Annotated in this window: 16 protein-coding genes; 5 read left to right on the top strand and 11 right to left on the bottom strand. The window is 61.7% G+C overall.

What is annotated here, in order from left to right:
* Window positions 1-32 precede the first annotated feature (32 nt).
* Window positions 33-1,514, top strand: coding sequence for an NAD-dependent succinate-semialdehyde dehydrogenase (locus BSG20_RS11015; protein WP_072374961.1), 1,482 nt, complete (start codon window positions 33-35; stop codon window positions 1,512-1,514).
* A gap of 83 nt (window positions 1,515-1,597) precedes the next feature.
* On the opposite strand, the gene BSG20_RS11010 is transcribed toward BSG20_RS11015, so the two are convergent.
* Window positions 1,598-2,041 (bottom strand): PACE efflux transporter, encoded by a 444-nt coding sequence (locus BSG20_RS11010; protein WP_072374964.1) that lies wholly within the window; start codon window positions 2,039-2,041, stop codon window positions 1,598-1,600.
* Window positions 2,042-2,157: 116 nt separating this feature from the next.
* A complete protein-coding gene (locus BSG20_RS11005) occupies window positions 2,158-2,367 on the bottom strand; it encodes a SlyX family protein (protein ID WP_072375210.1) in 210 nt (69 codons plus the stop codon).
* A 182-nt stretch (window positions 2,368-2,549) separates the two neighbouring features.
* Between BSG20_RS11005 and uxaC the strand changes: the two genes are divergently transcribed.
* Both uxaC and BSG20_RS10995 read left to right on the top strand, forming a co-directional pair.
* Window positions 2,550-3,965, top strand: a complete 1,416-nt coding sequence (uxaC, locus tag BSG20_RS11000) for a glucuronate isomerase (RefSeq protein ID WP_072374967.1) — start codon at window positions 2,550-2,552, stop codon at window positions 3,963-3,965.
* Window positions 3,962-5,416: a mannitol dehydrogenase family protein gene (locus tag BSG20_RS10995; protein ID WP_072374969.1), complete on the top strand. Its 1,455-nt coding sequence runs from the start codon at window positions 3,962-3,964 to the stop codon at window positions 5,414-5,416. Before uxaC ends, BSG20_RS10995 begins: the two co-directional genes overlap by 4 nt.
* Before the next feature lie 145 nt (window positions 5,417-5,561).
* Here BSG20_RS10995 and BSG20_RS10990 read toward each other — a convergent pair whose 3' ends face one another.
* The 7 genes from BSG20_RS10990 to BSG20_RS10960 form a co-directional block, all read right to left on the bottom strand.
* Entirely contained in the window at window positions 5,562-8,012 is a 2,451-nt protein-coding gene (locus tag BSG20_RS10990) for a GcvT family protein (protein ID WP_072375213.1), read from the bottom strand.
* Between the two features lie 14 nt (window positions 8,013-8,026).
* On the bottom strand, window positions 8,027-8,890 hold the full coding sequence (locus BSG20_RS10985) for a phosphotransferase (RefSeq protein ID WP_072374972.1): 864 nt from the start codon (window positions 8,888-8,890) through the stop codon (window positions 8,027-8,029).
* A gap of 65 nt (window positions 8,891-8,955) precedes the next feature.
* Window positions 8,956-10,035, bottom strand: a complete 1,080-nt coding sequence (locus BSG20_RS10980) for an ABC transporter ATP-binding protein (protein WP_072374975.1) — start codon at window positions 10,033-10,035, stop codon at window positions 8,956-8,958.
* A 24-nt stretch (window positions 10,036-10,059) separates the two neighbouring features.
* On the bottom strand, window positions 10,060-11,133 hold the full coding sequence (locus BSG20_RS10975) for a Gfo/Idh/MocA family protein (RefSeq protein WP_072374978.1): 1,074 nt from the start codon (window positions 11,131-11,133) through the stop codon (window positions 10,060-10,062).
* A 22-nt stretch (window positions 11,134-11,155) separates the two neighbouring features.
* Complete coding sequence (locus BSG20_RS10970; RefSeq protein WP_072374981.1) at window positions 11,156-12,040, bottom strand: carbohydrate ABC transporter permease; 885 nt, start codon at window positions 12,038-12,040, stop codon at window positions 11,156-11,158.
* Window positions 12,033-12,989 (bottom strand): carbohydrate ABC transporter permease, encoded by a 957-nt coding sequence (locus BSG20_RS10965; RefSeq protein ID WP_072374984.1) that lies wholly within the window; start codon window positions 12,987-12,989, stop codon window positions 12,033-12,035. The genes BSG20_RS10970 and BSG20_RS10965 overlap by 8 nt, the downstream gene beginning before the upstream one ends.
* A 5-nt stretch (window positions 12,990-12,994) precedes the next feature.
* On the bottom strand, window positions 12,995-14,281 hold the full coding sequence (locus BSG20_RS10960; protein WP_072374987.1) for an ABC transporter substrate-binding protein: 1,287 nt from the start codon (window positions 14,279-14,281) through the stop codon (window positions 12,995-12,997).
* A 201-nt stretch (window positions 14,282-14,482) separates the two neighbouring features.
* Here BSG20_RS10960 and BSG20_RS10955 point away from each other — a divergent pair, with 201 nt between their 5' ends.
* Window positions 14,483-15,160 carry a TetR/AcrR family transcriptional regulator gene (locus BSG20_RS10955; RefSeq protein ID WP_072374990.1) on the top strand — a complete coding sequence of 226 codons (678 nt, stop codon included), beginning with the start codon at window positions 14,483-14,485 and terminating at the stop codon, window positions 15,158-15,160.
* A 156-nt stretch (window positions 15,161-15,316) separates the two neighbouring features.
* Window positions 15,317-16,591: a Gfo/Idh/MocA family protein gene (locus BSG20_RS10950; protein ID WP_072374993.1), complete on the top strand. Its 1,275-nt coding sequence runs from the start codon at window positions 15,317-15,319 to the stop codon at window positions 16,589-16,591.
* On the opposite strand, the gene BSG20_RS10945 is transcribed toward BSG20_RS10950, so the two are convergent.
* Together BSG20_RS10945 and BSG20_RS10940 are read right to left on the bottom strand one after the other, a co-directional pair.
* On the bottom strand, window positions 16,588-17,598 hold the full coding sequence (locus BSG20_RS10945) for a hydroxyacid dehydrogenase (protein WP_072374996.1): 1,011 nt from the start codon (window positions 17,596-17,598) through the stop codon (window positions 16,588-16,590). The two genes, BSG20_RS10950 and BSG20_RS10945, sit on opposite strands and share 4 nt — an antisense overlap.
* Window positions 17,595-19,451: a DUF2264 domain-containing protein gene (locus BSG20_RS10940; protein WP_072374999.1), complete on the bottom strand. Its 1,857-nt coding sequence runs from the start codon at window positions 19,449-19,451 to the stop codon at window positions 17,595-17,597. Before BSG20_RS10940 ends, BSG20_RS10945 begins: the two co-directional genes overlap by 4 nt.
* Window positions 19,452-19,455 lie beyond the last annotated feature (4 nt).

Genomic DNA, 19,455 nt, shown 5'->3' with positions numbered 1-19,455 from the left:
GGCCGGCCCTCTCTGCCCTGGAGTTACATGACATGGCATTCACGACTGCACTGACCAAGCACGTTCCCTTCTCCTCGCCCTTCCTGCGCGATGCCGGTTACATCAACGGCTCCTGGACAGCCGGTGGCGCGACCAAGACCTTCGATGTCCTCAATCCTGCTACCGGTGAGGTTCTGGCCTCGCTGCCCGACATGGGTGCCGCCGAAACGCGGGAAGCGATCGATGCCGCCTATGCCGCGCAGCCGGCCTGGGCCGCGCGCCCTGCCAAGGAACGCGCCGGGATCCTGCGCAAATGGTTCGACCTGATGGTTGCCCATGCCGATGAGCTGGCTGCAATCCTCACCGCTGAAATGGGCAAGCCTTTCGCGGAGGCCCGTGGCGAGATTCTTTACGCCGCCGCCTATGTCGAATGGTACGCGGAGGAAGCCAAGCGCATCTATGGCGAAACGATCCCGGCGCCGTCGAACGACAAGCGCATGATCGTCATCAAGCAGCCCGTCGGCGTCGTCGGCACAATCACGCCCTGGAATTTTCCGGCAGCGATGATCACCCGCAAGATCGCACCGGCGCTAGCCGTCGGCTGCGCGGTTGTCGCCAAGCCGGCCGAGCAGACGCCGCTGTCGGCACTGGCACTTGCAGTTCTTGCCGAGCAGGCCGGCATTCCAGCCGGCGTCTTCAACGTCATCGTCGGCGACGACGGCCCGGCGATCGGCAAGGAACTCTGCGGCAACGAGAAGGTGCGCAAGATCAGCTTCACCGGATCGACCGAGGTTGGCCGCATTCTGATGCGCCAGTGCGCCGATCAGATCAAGAAGATCAGCCTCGAGCTCGGCGGCAACGCGCCGTTCATCGTCTTTGACGATGCCGATCTCGATGCCGCGGTCGAGGGTGCGTTGGCGTCGAAGTATCGCAATGCGGGCCAGACCTGCGTCTGCGCCAACCGCCTCTATGTCCAGTCCGGCGTCTATGACGCCTTTGCCGCCAAGCTTGCGGCGAAGGTCGAGACGATGGCGGTCGGCGACGGCTTCAAGGCAGGCGTGGCGATCGGCCCGCTGATTGATGAGCAGGGGCTGGCGAAGGTCGAAAGCCACGTGGCGGATGCTGTCTCGAAGGGGGCAAGGATCCTGACGGGCGGCAAGCGCGTCGAAGGTGCCGGCACCTTCTTCACGCCGACCGTGCTCACCGGCGTTACCCGCGAGATGAAGGTCGCTCGTGAGGAGACGTTCGGTCCCGTTGCGCCGCTCTTCCGCTTCGATACGGTCGAGGATGTCATCGCCCAGGCAAACGACACCGAGTTCGGTCTCGCCGCCTATTTCTTCGCCGGTGACCTCAAGAAGGTCTGGCGCGTCGCCGAGGCGCTCGAATACGGGATGGTGGGCATCAACACCGGTCTGATGTCGACGGAAACGGCACCTTTCGGTGGCATCAAGCAATCCGGCCTTGGCCGCGAGGGCTCGCGTCACGGTGCCGAGGACTATCTCGAGATGAAATATCTCTGCATGGGCAATGTCTGAGCGACATCCGGCCCAGATGCTTTGAGACAATACGAAAGGGATCGCCGGCAGCTGCGGTCCCTTTTTCTTTGGTTGCGTGATGCCTAGCTTTGCGATGCTTGCGCTGCGGGCTGCCAATCCGGCAGCGGGAACACACGGTCATAGGCCCAGTTGAAGACGAAGGCGTAGACCATGTAGAAAAGCGCGAACGACACGTCCATCATCAGGGCGTGAATGATATTGACGCCTAGGTACCAGGCGATCATCGGCAGCAGCGCCAGCAGCAACCCCACCTCGAACATGACCGCGTGCGCCACGCGGATGCCGACGCTCTTGCGGGTACTGCCGGTCAGACGCTGCATCAAATGATCGAAGCCGAAATTGTAAATATAGTTCCACATCGTCGCCAGCGTCGCGCCGGCAATGGCGACCACGCCGATATCGGCAATCGGCATGCCGAAGGCGAGCGCGCCGAGCGGCGTGACGAGCGCGAGTCCGATGAGTTCGAAGCTGATGGCGTGACGGATACGATCTGCGGCTTTACGCATATTTACCCCCGGCGGGAATGCTCGGGTCGTCCCGAGGTGATGCCCGTAGAGGGGGAGGTCGTCCTCACCGCCCTTTAATAGGTATTCCGGCCGCCAAAAACAAGGGCGGAGCTTGCTCAGTAGTGCGGTGGCCGCGTAATTGCTGGGGCTTCCAACGATTGCTCTTCGAGCGACAGGAAGCGTTCCGTCAACCGGTCAAGCTTGGCGCGCGTCTGTTCCATGACTTTCCATTGCTCGGCCAGCTGGTCGGACATTTCCTCGATCGTCTTTGCCTGATGGGCAACGATTTCCTCGAGTTTCGTCATGCGGCTCGTCTCTTCGGACATGGAACCTCCTTGCCGCAACCGGCCAATGTCATCTGCACCTGAAGAGCGGAAATAGTCCGTGCGGTCAATCATTTCGAGAGTAGGGAAGTGCGATTTTCAAAAGTGAACCGTTTAGTTACTAAAAGCCCTTGCCGCGTTCCAAGTTGTGGGGTAGGCCGGTAGCCCTTCAGGGAGGAATTCTCATGGATGTTGGAAACGGCTTTCTTCATCCGGACCGGCTCTTTCCGGCCGATCCGACAACCGGCACGATCGCGCGGGACCTTTACGAGACCGTCCGGACGCTGCCGATCGTAAGCCCGCACGGCCATACAGAACCCTCGTGGTTTGCCGACGACAAGCCTTTCGACGATGCATCCTCGCTCCTCGTCATTCCGGATCACTATCTCTTCCGCATGCTGCACAGTGTTGGCGTCAAGCTCGACGATCTCGGCGTACCGCGCCTCGACGGTAAGCCGGTCGCCAAGGGCCGTGACATCTGGCGCGCTTTTGCCGCGCGGTACCATCTCTTCCGCGGCACGCCCTCCAGCCTGTGGGTCGATCACGCGATGTCGGCCGTGCTGGGTTGCGAGGAACCGCTGACGCCTGACAATGCCGATGCGCTCTACGACCACATCAACGCCCAACTGGCACTTCCGGAGTTCCGTCCGCGCGCGCTGCATAAGCGTTTCGGCATCGAGACGATCGCCACGACCGAAGGCGCACTTGACCCACTGGTGCACCACCAGAAAATGGCGCAAGACGGCTGGATCGGCCGCGTCCGCACCACTTACCGCCCAGATGGCGTCACCGACCCGGATGCCGTCGGCTTCCGCGAAAACCTGGTGCGGCTTGGCGAACTGACCGATTGCGACGTGACGAAGTGGGACGGGCTGATCGAGGCTCACCGCAAACGGCGTGCCTATTTCCGCCAGTACGGCGCAACCGCCACAGACCACGGCGTTCCGACGGCGTTTACCGCCGACCTGCCACTGGCCGATAAGCAGCGGCTGCTCGACAAGGCGCACAAGGGCGCGCTGAGCACTGAGGATGCGGAGCTCTTCCGTGGCCAGATGCTGACCGAAATGGCCGGGCTTTCGGCCGACGACGGTATGACGATGCAGATCCATGCCGGCTCGCGTCGCAATACCGACCACGAGCTGTTCCAGACCCGCGGCCCGAACATGGGCGCCGATATCCCGACGCCGACGGATTGGGTCGGCGGGCTCGCTGCGATGCTTGCAAAGTATGGTCACGCGCCTAGCCTGCGCGTGCTCCTGTTCACGCTCGACGAGACGACCTATGCCCGCGAGCTGGCGCCGATGGCGGGCCATTGGCCGTGCCTGATGATCGGCCCGCCCTGGTGGTTCCACGACAGCCCGAACGGCATCCGCCGCTATCTCGACCAGGTGGTCGAGACGGCCGGTTTTGCCAATCTGGCCGGCTTCAACGACGACACACGCGCGCTTTTGTCGATCCCGGCACGCCACGATGTCTGGCGCCGCGAGGTCTGCCGCTTCCTGGCCCAGTTCGTGACGGAACACCGGATGTCCCGAAAGGAAGCAGAAATCGTCGCCGGCGAACTCTCCTATGGAAACGCGAAGAAGGCATACAAGCTGTGACCGAACGACTGACGAGCCTTTCCGGCCTCGCGCCGACAGCCAAGCTTCCCCTCTATGAGCGCGGTGCGTTGAAGCCGGGCATCCTGCATCTCGGTCCCGGCGCATTCTTTCGCGCGCACTTCGCCCCCTTCACCGATAGCGCGATCGCGGCGGCCGGCGGCGACTGGGGCATCGAGGTGGCGAGCCTGCGCACAGCCGATGTTGCCGATCACCTGAACGAGCAGAGCGGGCTCTACACCATGCTCGTGCGCGATACCGCGGGCACGACGGCGCACGTCATCGGCCCGATCCTGCGCGCCCATGTCGCGACCCGCAATCCCGGCGATCTGCTCGCCAAGCTTGAGGATCCCGCAATCCGCATCGTCAGCTTGACGGTCACCGAGAAAGCCTACGGCTTCGATTCCGCCACTGGTGGGTTGGACCTGAAGCATCCCGACATTGCCGCCGACCTCGCCGACCGCCATGCGCCGCGCGGAGTCATCGGCTATCTGGTCGAAGGTCTTTCTCGCCGGCGCGCCAAGGGCATCGCACCCTTCACGCCGCTTAGCTGCGATAACCTGCCAAGCAACGGCGCCGTTTTGAAGCGGCTGGTGCTCGACTTCGCCGAACGAGTCGATCCGGACCTTCCGCAGTGGATCGAGGACAACGTTCCTTTCCCGTCGACTATGGTCGATCGCATCACGCCGGCAAGCACGGATGCCACCTATCGCGATGCCGAAAGGCTCACGGGCAGGCGGGATATGGCAGCGATCGAGACCGAACCTTTCACGCAATGGGTGATCGAGGACCACTTTGCCAACGGCCGCCCGGATTGGGAGCAGGCCGGCGCTCTGATGGTCGAAGATGTCTCCGCTTATGAAAAGATGAAGCTGCGCATGTTGAACGGCGCGCATTCGCTGCTCGCTTATCTCGGCTATATCGGCGGCTATGAATTTATCCGCGACGTCATGGATGATGCCGGCCTGGCAGCCCTTGCGCGTCGTCACATGAACGCCGCCGCCGCAACCTTGGATCCGGTGCCTGGCATCGCTCTTGAGGCCTATGCTGATGAGCTGATTGCACGCTTTGCAAACAAGGCGATCGCCCACCGCACCTATCAGATTGCCATGGACGGCACACAAAAATTGCCCCAGCGCCTTCTCGAACCTGCCTCCGAAGCTGTGGCTGAGGGCGGCAAGGCAGAGACCTATGCGATCGCGGTGGCCGCCTGGATGCGCTACGCACTTGGCGCTGACCGGAACGGTGAAAGCTACGAACTGCGCGACCCTCGCGCCGCCGAGATAGCAGCGCGACTGGCCGACGTGCCGCGCAATGGGGGCGCTGTATCGAAAGCTCTGTTCGGGCTGCCGGGCCTTTTCCCGCCTGCGCTGACCGACAACCTCGGCTGGACAGAGGATGTGGCGAACAAGCTGGAGATCTTGATCCAGGACAACAGGTTGCCGTTGTTTTGATGGCGCACGTCATCCCTTCGCCGCAGAAGACTCCCCACCGCACAAAAAAGAGTCTTTTTGCCTCGCAGACGCGCGTCGGCTGGATTCCTGTGACAAGCACAGGAATGAGGCAATTCGAGTCTCAGGCCGTCCTTCTATTGCCTTCTCACGCCTTTACGCGGGCCATCTCAGGATCGTAGAGGGGCTCGAGCGATGCCCGGCAGGGCACGCGCTCGTGCGCCACGTCAAGTTCGTAGCTGCCGGACAGCACGAAGTCTTCGGTCACGCCTTCCGGATTGCGGACATAGCCGTAGCCGATCGGCTTGCCGATCGTGTAACCGAAGCCGCCGCTGGATAGCCAACCGACACGCTTGCCGTCGCGATAGATGGTCTCGCGGCCGAGCAGAACCACATCTGGGTCCTCTGGTACGAAGCATGCAAACATCTTCTTGACGCCCGAGGCCAACTGCCGCTCGATCGCCTCGCGGCCGCGAAACGGCGTGGTCCTTCTGGTCTTCACGGCCCAGCCGAGCCCGGCCTCGATAGGCGTATGATCCGGCCCGATATCGGAGCCCCAGGCGCGATAGCCCTTCTCTAGGCGGCAGCTTTCGATGGCGCGGTAGCCGGCATTCATGAGCTGCAACGGACCGCCCGCCGCCATCAGCGCGTCGTAGACGGTTGTTGCGTATTCGACCGGCACATGCAGTTCGTACCCGAGCTCGCCGACATAGGTGATGCGCAGCGCCCGTACCGGGCAGCCGGCGATGCCGATGGTCTTGACGCGGCCGAAGGGGAAGGCAGCGTTGGAAACGTCGTTGCTTGTGACCGTCTCCAGCACTGCGCGAGCGTTTGGTCCCATCAGCGACAAGACCGAATAGGCGGAGGTGACATCAACGAGTTCGGCATGCATTCCATCTGGAATATTGCGTGCGATCCAATCGAAGTCATGCGTCGCGAAACCGGTACCGGTGACGATATAGTATTCGTCGTCGGCCATGCGGGCGCAGGTGAGGTCGCACTCAATGCCGCCCTTGTCGTTCAGCATCTGCGTATAGATCAGCGAGCCGACCGGCTTTGTCACATCGTTGGAGGCGATCCACGACAGAGCCGCCTCGGCATCTCGTCCCTTCAGCACGAATTTGGCAAACGATGTCTGGTCGAAGATGACGGCCGCCTCGCGCACTGCCTTGTGCTCGCGGCCGACGGCATCGAACCAGTTCTGGCGGCCATAGGTGTAGATATCCTTCGGCTCCTCGTTGGCGAAGAGATCGGCAAACCAGTTCGGCCGCTCCCATCCAAGCTTTTCACCGAAGCAAGCACCTTGTGCCTTCAGCCGGTCGTAGAGCGGCGATTTACGGCAGGGCCGGCCACTTGAATACTCTTCGAGGGGGAAAGCCAATGTGTAGTGCTTGCCGTAAGCTTCCAGCGTGCGGGTGCGCAACCAATCGGTATCGAAATGCGGGCGGCCGAAGCGGCGAATATCGACGGGCCAGAGATCGTAGGGCGGTTCGCCGTTGGCGACCCATTCGGCGAGGGCCATGCCGGCGCCACCGCCGGACGCGATGCCGAAGGCATTGAAGCCGGCGCCGACGAAGAAGTTCTTCAACTCCGGTGCTTCGCCCAGAATGAAGTTGCCGTCAGGCGTGAAGCTCTCCGGGCCGTTCAGCAGCTGTTTCACGCCGACGTTTTCGAGCGCCGGGACACGCCCGAGAGCCTGTTCCATGATCTGCTCGAAATGCTCGAAATTGCTATCGAGCAGCGTGTAGTGGAAGCCCTCGGGAATCCCGGCTTTCGCCCACGGTATCGGGTTGGGTTCGTAACCTCCCATGACGATGCCGCCGACCTCCTCCTTGTAATACGTCAGGCGGTCGGGGTCGCGCAGCGTCGGCAGGTTCGACGGCACGCCGAAGGACTCGGTGATGATGTACTGGTGCTCCACAGAGACGAGCGGGACGTTGACGCCGAAGCGGGCGGCGAAAGCGCGCGTCCACTGCCCAGCGCAGACGACGACACGCTCGCATTCGATGCGGCCTTGCGTGGTGATGACGGCGCGGATCTTGCCTTTGTCGATCTCAAGATCGATCACCTCGCTATCCTCGAAGATCGAGACGCCAGCCATGCGCGCACCCTTGGCGAGTGCCTGGGTGATATCAGATGGGCTCGCCTGGCCGTCCGTCGGCAAAAACGCCGCGCCGACGAGATCGTCGATGGTCATCAGCGGCCAGAGATCGAAAGCCTCCTGCGGCGTCAGCAATTGCATCTCGAGCCCGAAGGATTGAGCCGTGGTCGCCTGTCGCTTGACCTCGGTCCAGCGTTCCTCGTTGCAGGCAAGTCGCAGGCCGCCATTCATTTTCCAGCCGGTGCCAAGTCCCGTCTCGACCTCCAGTCTCTTATAGAGATCGACGGAATAGCCGAGCAGCTGGGTGATATTGGCACTGGTGCGGAGCTGGCCGACGAGGCCGGCCGCATGGAAAGTGGTGCCGGAGGTGAGCTTCTTGCGCTCCAGGAGCACGGTATCGGTCCAGCCGAGCTTGCCGAGATGATAGGCCGTCGAGCAGCCGATGATCCCGCCGCCGATAACGACCGCCTTGGCGGTCTTTGGCAATTCCTTCGTCATATTATCGATCCTGTTCAAAAAGCGTCGTAGGCGCGCTCGAAGCGCGCAAGATTCTCGGCCGTGTAGGCGGCGTAATCGAAGTCGATCGTGGAGTGGATTTCCGAAACCATGCTCCAAAGTGTCTCGCGCAACAGCGAAGCGCATTTCATCGCCTGGTAGCGCCGCCAGAGATCTCCAGTCAGCGGCATCTGATAATAGGTCTCGAGCATCAACCGCTCAGCCGCCTCGGAGAACTCGCTGTTGGAGGCGAGGCCACCCAGATCGAAGAGCGGCGTGTTGAAGCCCGCATAGTCCCAGTCGATCAGCCACAGGCGCTTGCCGTCATCGAGAAAGTTGGCGGCGAGCATGTCGTTATGACCGAAGGCGATCTCGAACGGACCGCCGGCCGCTTCCAGCCGTTCGGCCTTTGCCAGCAGGTCCGGGAAAAGTTGACGATAGGGGCTGTTGGCTGCTTCCAGATTGGCGATGTAATCGCGAATGACATGAAAGACCCAGAAGATCGCCGCCGCGCCGCGAAATTCACGGGCGATATCGTGGTGGCAGGCCCGCACCAGCGGGATGACACGCTCCAACATCTCTGAGCGTCGCAGGTCGTTAGGTAATAGCGCCTTCGACTCGATGTAGTCGAGAACAAGCACGCCCGGCGCATGATGGATAACAGCCGGCGAAAGCCCCGCTGCATGTGCAGCCTGGCTGGCGGCAAGCTCGTTCTGGCGGCTGATATGGTGAACGGGGATATCTTCCCCCAGCCGGACCACGCGACGCACCGCACGATCCCGCACGAGATAGTTCCGGTTGGTGATGCCGCCGGCGATCGGCACAATTTCGATCGGACCCTGCCAGATGCCGAGCGCATGAATCCGATCTTCAGGCGTCACGCTTTTCCCTTTCGTGGCCTATCCTATTGAAATCATGGCCAGAGCGGGATCGGCTGTCAAGCGCGCTAGATGGCGGCGCCTGATGCGTCGAAGACGTGGCACCGCGCCGGGTCGAAGGAGGCCTTCACGTTCGTCCCGCGCTCCACCTTCTGCTGTCCGTCGAGCGCGATCGTCATCTGCTGGCCGTCCGGCGTCTTCGCGTAGAGCATGGTCGCGCCGCCGAGGTTCTCAACGAGGTCGATATTCACGGTCGCAAGCGTGATGCCGCTGTTCTCGAGGACCGAAAGATGTTCCGGACGAATGCCGAAGGTGACGCTCTGGCCGGCTTCTGCCTTCAGCCGCCGAGGCAGGCGAACGGAGTTGCCGCAGACGGCGATGGTCGTCTCGGCCTCTCCGGTCTGCTCCACGCGCGCCTGTAGGAAGTTCATCTTCGGGCTACCGATGAAGCCTGCCACGAAGCGGTTGGTCGGATTGTTGTAGAGGTCGAGCGGCGCGCCGATCTGCTCGATGCGGCCTGCGTTCAGCACGACGATCTTGTCGGCCATGGTCATGGCCTCCACCTGGTCGTGGGTGACGTAGATCATCGTATTGCCGAGACTGCGGTGCAGACGGGAAATCTCTACGCGCATCTGCACGCGCAGTTCCGCGTCGAGGTTGGAGAGTGGCTCGTCGAACAGGAAGATGCGCGGCTCGCGCACGATCGCGCGGCCGATCGCCACGCGCTGGCGTTGGCCACCGGAAAGCGCCTTCGGCTTGCGTTCCAGTAGTTTCTCGATCTGGAGGATTTCAGCCGCGCGTTTCACCTTCGGCTGGATCTCGGTCTTCTTGTAGCCGGCCGTCTCAAGCCCGAAGGCAAGATTCTTGTAGACCGACATATGCGGATAAAGCGCATAGGATTGGAAAACCATCGCGATGCCGCGCTTGGCCGGCGCCACCTCGTTCATTCGCTCGTTATCGAGCAGGAGCGCGCCGCCGGTGATTTCTTCAAGCCCGGCTATCATGCGCAGCAGCGTGGACTTACCGCAGCCGGAGGGGCCGACGAAGACCGCGAACTCACCGGGATCGATCTTCAGGTCGATGCCGTGGATGACGTCCAGGGCGCCGTAGCGCTTCTCGACTTTCTGGAGAACGACGCTTGTTGCCATGATCTCAGGATCCTCCCTGGTCCGTTACTTCGTGCGGGCACGCCAGTCGGCGTACTTGGGGCTGTCCGATCCGATCGGCAGGCTGACGTCGCGGCCGGTATCGGACGATTGATAGATCGCAGTGACGAGCTCCAGCGCGCGGCGCGCATCCTGGGTCGTCACCGGCAGCGGTCCGTTGCCGCTAAGATAGGTATGAAAATTCTCCATCTGCGTGGTGAAGCGCGGTGCGACCGGCTGCCAGTTGCCGATGACGGCGTCGATGCGCGCCTGCACATCGTCATTCTGGACGATGATCTTCCAAGGGTCCCTACCCGGCGAGTAGGGCTCGTGATTGCTCTCGAACGTCACGTTCTCAAAGTGCAGCCGCAAGCGACTGATCTGCTCGTGCGAGCCCAGCGTGCAGGAGAGCGACACGAAGGCGCCGTTCTCCATCAGCAGGCTCGCCGAGGCGCAGTCCTCCACCTCGATGTCGTTGACGCGGGTCGCAACGCGGCCGAACACCTTCGAGACCGGCCCCATCAGATGCAGCAGCATATCGTGCAGGTGCAACGCGTGGGTCACCAGCACGCCACCAAGCTCGGTCGCCCATTTTCCGCGCCATGGAACCGAATAATATTCGGGCGTGCGCAGCCAGAAGGTTTCGACCGAGCCCATGTAGGGCTTGCCTGCGATGCCGGCGTCGATGATCCGTTTCGCCTTCTCGATGCCGTCGCCATAGCGATACTGGAAGATCGGCATCAGCGTGCCTTTGGCCGTCTTTTCCGCTTCCATGATCGTGTCGACGCCCGAGAGCGAGCCGGTCAGCGGCTTCTCGCAGATGACGTGCTTGCCGGATGCCAGCGCTGCCACGACTTGCTCGAGGTGGATGCCGGGCGGCGTGCAGATGTCGACGATGTCGACGCTCTCGTCGCCAAGCACATCGGCAAAGGAGGTCGTGCGCTTGGCGATGTCGAACTCATCGCCGATCTCGCGCAGGCGCTCCTCGTTCAGGTCGCAGATCGCTACGACCTTGAACTTGTCGGGATGCGGTACGTAGCCTTCAACGATGTGGGAGCGGCCGATGCCGCAGCCCACGATCGCAACTCTCTTGATACTCATATGACCTGTACCCGTAGCTGCATCAGCGCTTCATGCCTGTCGTGGCGATGCCTTCGATCAGCAGGCGCTGGAAGAATAGGAAGAACAAGAACACCGGCACCAGCGTCAGCGTCGACATGGCGAACAATCCGCCCCAGTCCGATGCACTGGTCGAGTCGACGAAGGTGCGCAGGCCGAGCTGGATCGTGTAGGTGTTCATATCGTTGAGGTAGATTAGCGGACCGAAGAAATCGTCCCAGGTCCAGATGAAGGAGAAGATCGCGGCGGTCGCCAGCACCGGCAGCGACAGCGGCAGCATGATCTTCCAGTAGATGCGCCAGGCGCTGCAGCCGTCCATCATCGCAGCTTCATCGAGTTCGCGCGGAATGCCGCGGAAGAACTGCACCATCAGGAAAATGAAAAAGGCGTCGCTTGCCAGGAACTTCGGCACCACGAGCGGCAGGATGGTGTTCACCCAGCCGAGATTGAGAAACAGGACATACTGCGGGATCAGCGTCACGTGGTATGGGATCATCAACGTGCCGAGCATGATCGCGAACCAGAAGTTCCGGCCAGCAAAGTGCAGGCGCGCAAAGGCATAGGCTGCCAGCGAACAGGCAACGACATTGCCGATGACCGTCAGGATCGAAATGACGAGCGAATTCCAGAAAAAGCGCCCGAAGGTGATATCGAGCCCCGTCCAACCACGCAGGTAGGAAGAAAAGTCGATCGACGACGGAATGAGCGAGGTCGACGAGAAGATCTCGTTTTCCGGGCGAACTGAGGCGGACACCATCCACAGCAGCGGATAGAGCATCAGCAGGGAACCTAAGATCAGCAGCGTATGGATCGCAACCGACGCCGGAAGGCTGCGCTTGGTGATGTCGGATGGCGGCGCCGTGACGGCGGTGGTGATCCCGTTAGTCATCGTAGTGCACCCAGTAACGCGAGGTCAGGAAGGAGAAGGCCGTGAAGATCGCGATGATCAGCACGAGGATCCAGGCAAGCGCCGAAGCATAGCCCATGCGGAAGTTTCCGAACGCCTCCTGATAGAGATAAAGCGTGTAGAACAGCGTCGAGTTGATCGGCCCGCCCGTTCCGCCGGATATGATGAAGGCCGGCGTGAAGGCCTTGAAGGCGTCGATCGTCTGGACGACGGCGTTGAAGAAGATCACCGGCGTCAATAGCGGCAGCGTGATCTTGTAGAACTGCCGGAATTTGGATGCGCCATCGAGGCTGGCGGCCTCATACATGTCGGTCGGAATCTGGCGCAGGCCGGCGAGGAAGATGATCATCGGCGAGCCGAACTGCCAGACGCTGAGCGCGACCAGCGTGTAGATCGAGTAGCTCGGGTGAGAGATCCAGCTCGGGCCTTCGATCCCGAAATGCGCAAGCGCGGCATTGACCAGACCGTCGCCGGCAAAGAGCTGCCGCCAGAGGACAGCAATCGCCACGCTGCCGCCGAGCAGCGACGGCAGGTAGAAGATCGCGCGGTAGAGCGGCAGGCCGCGAACGCCCTTATTGAGCGCCATCGCGACCAGCAGCGCGAAGGTGAGCTTGAAGGGCACTGACAACACGACATAAGTCAGGGTGACCTTCATCGCCGCTGCAAATTTCGGGTCGGCGGTTGCGATGCGCACGTAGTTTGCTGCTCCCACCCACTCGGCCGACTGGATCATGTCGAAATCCGTGAACGAGAGGTAGAGCGAGATGACGGCCGGTCCGAGCGTCAACCCGAAAAAGCCGATCAGCCACGGCAAGAGAAAGAGATAGCCTGGGGCATTGGCGGTCCAGAGGCGTTTGAAACGCCCCTGGGTCGCCGCCCCATATTCACTCTTGATGGCGTCCGGGGCGGTCGTGCGCATCACATCACTCATTCGCGTCAGCCTTTGGCGAGCAGGCGGCTGATCTCATCGACCAGCTGCTTGCCGCCGTCGCTGGGCGAAAGCTGGCCGAAAGCGACTTGCTCGGCGATGGTGCGCAACACCACCTGGCCTTCACCGGCGCCTGACGGTGGTGGCGGCGGCAGCTTGCCTGCTAGGTCGCCTAGACCGCTGACGTAGTTGAGCGGGACCTTGCCCGTCTCGTCGAGCTTGGCGGCCACGACGTCGCGCATCGCCTTCGATTCGGGAATGCCGCGTTCGACGTCGAGCGCCAGAGCCGCATCGGGGTTGGTGACGAAGAAGTTGACGTAGTCGACCGCCTGGTCGAGCACCTTCGACTGCGAGGACACCGAGAAGAACATCGAAGGCTTGCGATAGTGGCCGCCCTTCGAATCCGGCTTGATGCGCATGTAGTTGGTCAGCGCCAGCTTGTCCTTGCTGATAGCCTGGAAGCCGACGAACTGGTTGCTGTGCGCGTAGTCGGCCGCAGCCTTACCAAGGGTGAGCGGGCTGGTGTCGATCGTGTCCTTGTAAAGCGCCTGAACGTCGGGCGGTACGCAGGCGTTCGCTTCGCGGAATTTGCTCCACATGTCGAACCATTCGGAAACCTCTTCGGCGCCGAAGGCGATCTTGGAATCGGCCGTATAGAGCGCTTTGCCGCGCTGCCTGAGATAGTTTTCCAGCAGCGGTTCGTTGCCGCTGCCATCGGCAAAACCAAAGAAGCCCTTGCGCTTGCCGGCCTTGGTGATCTCGGCGCCGATCTTGCCAAATTCCTCCCAGGTGGTTGCCTGCGTAGGCAGGTCGACACCGGCTTCCTGGAACGCGGTCGTATTCAAGACCGTTGATGCGGCGTTGGCGCCGAGGCTGACGCCGTAGAAATGCCCGTCAACGCTGCCGCCCTCGATCTGTGCTGGGTCGAAATCGCCAAGATTGAGCTTGGACGGCATGTAGGATTCGAGCGGGGCGAGTGCGCCGCGCCGCGCATATTCGACGATATAGCGGTAGTCCATCTGGATGACGTCGGGCGCATTGCGGCCGGCAACCTGTGTGGCCAGGCGGGGCCAATAGTCTCCCCATCCAAGGAATTCGCCGGTGATCGACGTTCCCGCATTCTTCGTCTGGTAGAGTTGCGAGACCTTGTTGGTGCGGTCGGCACGCGGCTGCGAGCCCCACCACAGAAGCCGCAGGCGGGCATCGGCGGCAAAGGCCCTCGATCCCAGTGCGGACATCGAAAGAAGCGTTGCTCCTCCCGCAACGAAATTGCGTCTGCTTACGCGAAGTGTCATCTGTTCTCCTCCTCCCTTGGGGAGCGCCTCCACACGCTCCTTGCTGGTTTCTCTTGCAACAAATAACTAATTGGTTACAAGCTATGGAGAAGCGTTGAGGCTGTCAAGCGCTGATATGATGGTGCTCCTCACGCGTCTCGTTTTTTACAATCTGTTCTCAACGTACTATGAGCGCAATGGGGAAATAAGAAAGGTGGGCCGATGGAAGGCGCCGGCGGAAATAGGGAAAAGAAGAGAGTAAGGCGTCAATCGCCCGAGCGCGTCTTGCAGCGCGATCCCGAACGAACCCGTGCGGCGATTCTCGAGGCTGCGACCAAGGAATTCGCTGAGAACGGCATGGGCGGCGCAAGAGTTGATGCGATCGCCGAGCGCGCCGGCACCAACAAACGCATGCTCTACCACTATTTCGGCGATAAGGAACAACTGTACCTGCGCGTCCTGGAGGAAGCCTACGTCGGTATTCGCACGGCCGAGCGGGAGCTCCATATCGGTGATCAAACGCCCCAGGAAGGAATTGGCGAGCTGGCGCTGTTTACCTGGCGCTATTTTCTCAAGCACCCTGAGTTCCTCAGCCTGCTCGGAACCGAAAACCTTCATCGTGCGCGCTGGCTGCGCCAGTCCGTTCGACTCAAGGAACTGCATTCGCATCTGATCGGAGAACTTTCCGACGTGCTCGAGCGCGGCAAGAAGGCGGGCGTTTTCATCGCAAACGCAGATCCGCTGAACGTCTATCTGACGATTGCCTCGCTCGGATACTTCTATCTTTCCAACCAGTATACGCTCTCGACGATTTTCGGCCGCGACTTGGTCGAGCCGGACAATCTCGATGCCTGGGAGCGGCACATCGTCCATGTGACGCTCGCATCGATCGCCGCCTGATCGTCGAAATCCGCGATCGGCTATTGACAGGGGACGGTGTCTGCCATCAGGTAACTGTTTAGTTACAGCCTGATATGGCCCGCAGACTGGGGGGGCCGCGACCTTGTTGGGCACCGGACCACTGTTCGTTTCATGACGCATGAGGAGGATCACACGATGGAGAAACGTCGCTTTGCCTTGATTGGAACGGGAAACCGCGGCACCACCATGTGGGGCAAGGAACTGCTTGCCGGCTGGCGCGAGCATGTGGATCTCGTCGCGATCGTCGACACCAATTCGCTGCGCGCCGAGCGCGCCCGCACGATGATCGGCAGCAATGCGCCGATCTATGAGAACATCGACGCCATGCTCGCCGAACAGCAGGTCGACCTCGTCATCGTCTGCACGCCCGACTATACGCATGACGACATCGTCGTGCGTGCGCTCGAGGCCGGCATCGACGTCATCACGGAAAAGCCGATGACCACAGCGGTCGACAAGATCCGCCGTATCCTCGATGCCGAGAAGCGCACCGGCAAGCGGGTGGATGTCTCCTTCAACTATCGCTATTCGCCGACGGCCGCCAAGATCAAGGAACTGCTGAACGCCGGCGAGATCGGGCGCGTCACGTCAGTCGACTTCCACTGGTATCTCGACACCAAGCATGGTGCCGACTATTTCCGCCGCTGGCACGCCTATACCGAAAATTCCGGCAGCCTCTTCGTGCACAAGGCGACGCACCACTTCGACCTCTTGAACTGGTATCTGGACAGCGACCCGGATGCCGTCACCTCCTTTGCCGATCTCCAGAATTACGGGCGCAAGGGGCCATTCCGCGGCCCGCGCTGCAAGCTCTGTCCGCATACGGGGGAGTGCGACTATTTCCTCGACCTCGAGGCCGATCCATTTCTCGATTCGCTGTACGAGGATCCGTCGAAGATCGACGGCTACTTCCGCGACGGCTGCGTCTATCGCGAGGATATCGATATCCCCGACACGATGGTCGTCAGCATCCGCTACAAGAACAACGTCCATGTCTCCTATTCGCTGAACACCTTCCAGCCGATCGAGGGCCACCATATCGCGTTTAACGGCACGCACGGGCGCATCGAGCTGCGGCAATACGAGAAGCAGCCGTGGGAAACGCCGGATCAGGACACTATCCTGCTCGTTCGCAATTTCCCGAAGGGAAAGGATACCGTCGAGCGGATCGTCGTGCCGCATTCACCGGGCGGCCATTACGGTGGCGACGACCGGATGCGCAACATGATCTTCAAGCAGGGCATGGAAGACAGGCTCGGCCAGCGGGCCGGGACGCGCGCCGGTGCCATGTCTGTGTTGTGCGGCATCGCCGCCCTGAACAGCTCACGCAGCGGCAAGGTCGTGAAGATCTCCGACCTGATGCCCGAGATCGTCACGGGCGGCGCACCGGCAAGTCTGAAGGCTGGCTAAGCGATGAGTGCCAGATCACGACGCAGGATCTGGTAGAGGAGCGGTTCACCTTTGATGAACCGCTCTATTTCATCGACTGCCATATCCCCAAGCCGTCCGCGCTCCAGTCCCACGGCACCGGCGATATGCGGCGTCAGGAAGACATTGGGAAGGTCGTAGAAGGCCGAGGCCTCCTCCGGTATCTCGGGGTCCGTCACGTCGATGATGGCGTCAATTCGTCCGGCGCCAAGCGTCTTCAGCAGCGCGGTTTCGTCGATCAGAGCACCGCGCGCTGTGTTGATCAGCGTGGCCCCGTCTTTCATCAGCGACAACTCTTCGGCGCCGATCATATGACACGTCGACGGTAGCGACGGTGCGTGCAGCGAGACGATATCGGATTGTTTCATGAGTGTCGGCAGATCCGCCTTCTCGGTTCCAAGACTGCTCGCCTCGGCAATGTCGACGGTGGGATCGAAGAGGAGGATCCTGTATTCGAATGGCCGCAGCAGCTCGATGACCCGTCGACCGATGCGCGAGGCGCCGACAATACCGACGGTGCGGCGATAGTTGCCGATCGCCAACCGCTGCATCGGGTGCGTCCGGTCACGGTTGCGGTCAGCGACGTAGAGGTCGCGGAAGCGCAACACCTGCTTGCCGGCGAAGATGATCGCCGCAAGCGTAAATTCCGCAACCGGGACAGAATTTGCCTCGGCAGCATGCGTTACGGCAATGCCGGCATCGAAGATCTGCTCATCGACGATTCCCTTGACTGTTCCGGCCGCGTGCGCAACCAGCCGCAGCCCTGGAGCCGCTGCAAGGACCTCGCGCCCGACATAGGGCGATCCCCAACCGGTGATGAGGATATCAGTGTCGGCAAGAATGTGCCGGGCGCGATCGTCGTCGAAGCTTTGGAGCGGCTGGGGATCGAGAAGGTGGCCGAGCTCGCCGAGCCGGCGCAGCGTCTCGGCAGGCAGGACATGCTCGGTCCGTGAAGGCTGCATCGCAAGCGCGATGGAGAGGCGCGTCATGGCATCTGCCCCGGCGCCTCGATCGCGCTGACCCTGATGCCCTTGCTGGCGACAAGCGCTTCGAGTTCGGCAAGGTCAGGCGCCTGCGGCGGCGTGGTCCAAGCGCCGCCCACGATACCTTTGTCATTTGCTGCGAGGACAGCGGTCATCAGGATCGTCTGGCCTGCCGGTACTGCTGCGCGCAACTGCGGCACGAGCGTCTTGGCGACAATCATGTTGGTATTCGGCGGCGCCTTCTGCGCCAGGCCCGTGCGCGGCACTTGGGAGCCGATGTCGAGAATGCCGCTGAAATCCGCTTCTCCGATCGCATAGGCGCTCGAGCCCTCCGCGACCAGTGTATCAAGTTCGAAATCGCGGCGCGCGATCGCAAAGCCGCCTTCCGCGGTCTGCAGCGGCCGCGGCGTATTGATGCGGTGGACGCGGACGTGCCAGGGCGCTGCCGGCACCAGCCAGGTTTCGACCTCCACGTCCCGGAATGGCGACCACTTCGAGTAGAGGACGTCGCCTGCAAGCTTGGCTTCCTGATTTGTCTCGCGAACCCGGTAATGCAAGCCGTCATCGCTGAAGGCGAGGGTCGAATCGAGCGCCGCGCCCGCGAAGTTGCGTTCGTCGGATTCGACGCTGAAACCGTAGCGGCTGGAATAAGCGAATTTCGCGTATTTCTCCGTGCCGAACCGCATTTGCAGGTTCTCCTGGCCGGACGAGAGCGCCACGACGTCGCCGGCATTGCGCATCAGCACCATACCGGGATGGCGCTGCGGCAGGACTCCTGGCGTCTGCGCAGGTGCCGTTTCCTCGGCGGTCCAGAAGGGGTGGTCGTTAGCGAGTGCCAGCGGCAGGAACGCCTTGAAGGCCCAATAAGGCGAACCGGCCGAATTGTAGTTCTCCGACATCAGCAGGTTGGGATAGCCGAAACCGATCGAAAGAATGCCGTCGCGGTTGGTCATCGGCTTGTCCTTCCACCAGCGCAGGTGCTGCAGGCAAAGGCTTTTGATCTCGCCCCACGGCAGCGCTTCGAGGTCGGCGAAGGCGAGCGCCGACCAGAAGCCGGCACAGGCGAAGCGGTAGGTCAGGCTGCGGCCGAATGGGATAGTCGCCCCATCCGCGCCGAACCAGTGCCTGAAGTCGTTTGCAAACAGCAGGGCGCGCTCGCGGTAGCGCTTCGCGTAGTCGTCATCGACGAGCTTGGAATAGATCAGGCCGTAGAAATGCATGGCGAACGGGATGTAGTGGTCGATGCGGCGCACGTTGCCGTCGCGGTACCATCCGTCGCCGATATAAAAGCCTTCGAGCTCCTCGAGATACTGCCGTGTCAGGCTGCGGTCGAAGTTGGCGCCGACCCGGTCGAGCGCGATGTCGACGAAGATGCGGAAGAATTTCCAGTTGTTGTCGGCATAGTCGAACTGTCGCGCATGCTTGAGATAGGCGACGACGTTGTCGCGCGCCCGTCCGCCAAGCGGCTCCCATACCTTCTCCGGCACGAGCGCTAGCGCAAAGCCGAGCGCCGCAAGCTCCACCATGCGTTGGTCACGGCCGTTGACCGTTCCCCAATATTCCGGATGCTTCGGGTCCGTGCCATTGGCGATGCCTTCGGCAAAGCGATGCCACTCCGTAAATTCGCCGCCGCCGGCCCCGAGCGGCGCTATTCCCCAGAGCGGCCGCGCAAAGCCTTCGAGGTCCGCTGCCGCACGGTCGAAATGGGCGGCTGCGCCGTCGAGGCGTACGCGCGCATTCCCGGCCGAGAAGTAGGGCAGCAGCGGATCGAAGAGATTGTGAAGCGCACGCGACATGTCCTCGCGCGTCTTCAGCGGATTGTCGGAAAGCGGATTTGCACTGGCGGGATCATAGGTCATCGAC

The organism is Rhizobium tibeticum, from assembly GCF_900110205.1.
GTDB lineage: Bacteria > Pseudomonadota > Alphaproteobacteria > Rhizobiales > Rhizobiaceae > Rhizobium > Rhizobium tibeticum.
The sequence above is the reverse complement of the archived record's forward strand: the minus strand, read 5'-3'. Positions and strand labels throughout refer to the sequence as shown.

Excerpts from the sequence above, each read along its gene's own strand:
- BSG20_RS10975 (WP_072374978.1), bottom strand. The coding sequence starts at position 11,133 with ATGAGTATCAAGAGAGTTGCGATCGTGGGCTGCGGCATCGGCCGCTCC.
- BSG20_RS11005 (WP_072375210.1), bottom strand. The coding sequence starts at position 2,367 with ATGTCCGAAGAGACGAGCCGCATGACGAAACTCGAGGAAATCGTTGCC.
- BSG20_RS10970 (WP_072374981.1), bottom strand. The coding sequence starts at position 12,040 with ATGACTAACGGGATCACCACCGCCGTCACGGCGCCGCCATCCGACATC.
- BSG20_RS11015 (WP_072374961.1), top strand. The coding sequence starts at position 33 with ATGGCATTCACGACTGCACTGACCAAGCACGTTCCCTTCTCCTCGCCC.
- BSG20_RS10945 (WP_072374996.1), bottom strand. The coding sequence starts at position 17,598 with ATGACGCGCCTCTCCATCGCGCTTGCGATGCAGCCTTCACGGACCGAG.
- BSG20_RS10950 (WP_072374993.1), top strand. The coding sequence starts at position 15,317 with ATGGAGAAACGTCGCTTTGCCTTGATTGGAACGGGAAACCGCGGCACC.
- BSG20_RS11010 (WP_072374964.1), bottom strand. The coding sequence starts at position 2,041 with ATGCGTAAAGCCGCAGATCGTATCCGTCACGCCATCAGCTTCGAACTC.
- BSG20_RS10955 (WP_072374990.1), top strand. The coding sequence starts at position 14,483 with ATGGAAGGCGCCGGCGGAAATAGGGAAAAGAAGAGAGTAAGGCGTCAA.
- uxaC (WP_072374967.1), top strand. The coding sequence starts at position 2,550 with ATGGATGTTGGAAACGGCTTTCTTCATCCGGACCGGCTCTTTCCGGCC.
- BSG20_RS10960 (WP_072374987.1), bottom strand. The coding sequence starts at position 14,281 with ATGACACTTCGCGTAAGCAGACGCAATTTCGTTGCGGGAGGAGCAACG.
- BSG20_RS10990 (WP_072375213.1), bottom strand. The coding sequence starts at position 8,012 with ATGACGAAGGAATTGCCAAAGACCGCCAAGGCGGTCGTTATCGGCGGC.
- BSG20_RS10965 (WP_072374984.1), bottom strand. The coding sequence starts at position 12,989 with ATGAGTGATGTGATGCGCACGACCGCCCCGGACGCCATCAAGAGTGAA.
- BSG20_RS10940 (WP_072374999.1), bottom strand. The coding sequence starts at position 19,451 with ATGACCTATGATCCCGCCAGTGCAAATCCGCTTTCCGACAATCCGCTG.
- BSG20_RS10980 (WP_072374975.1), bottom strand. The coding sequence starts at position 10,035 with ATGGCAACAAGCGTCGTTCTCCAGAAAGTCGAGAAGCGCTACGGCGCC.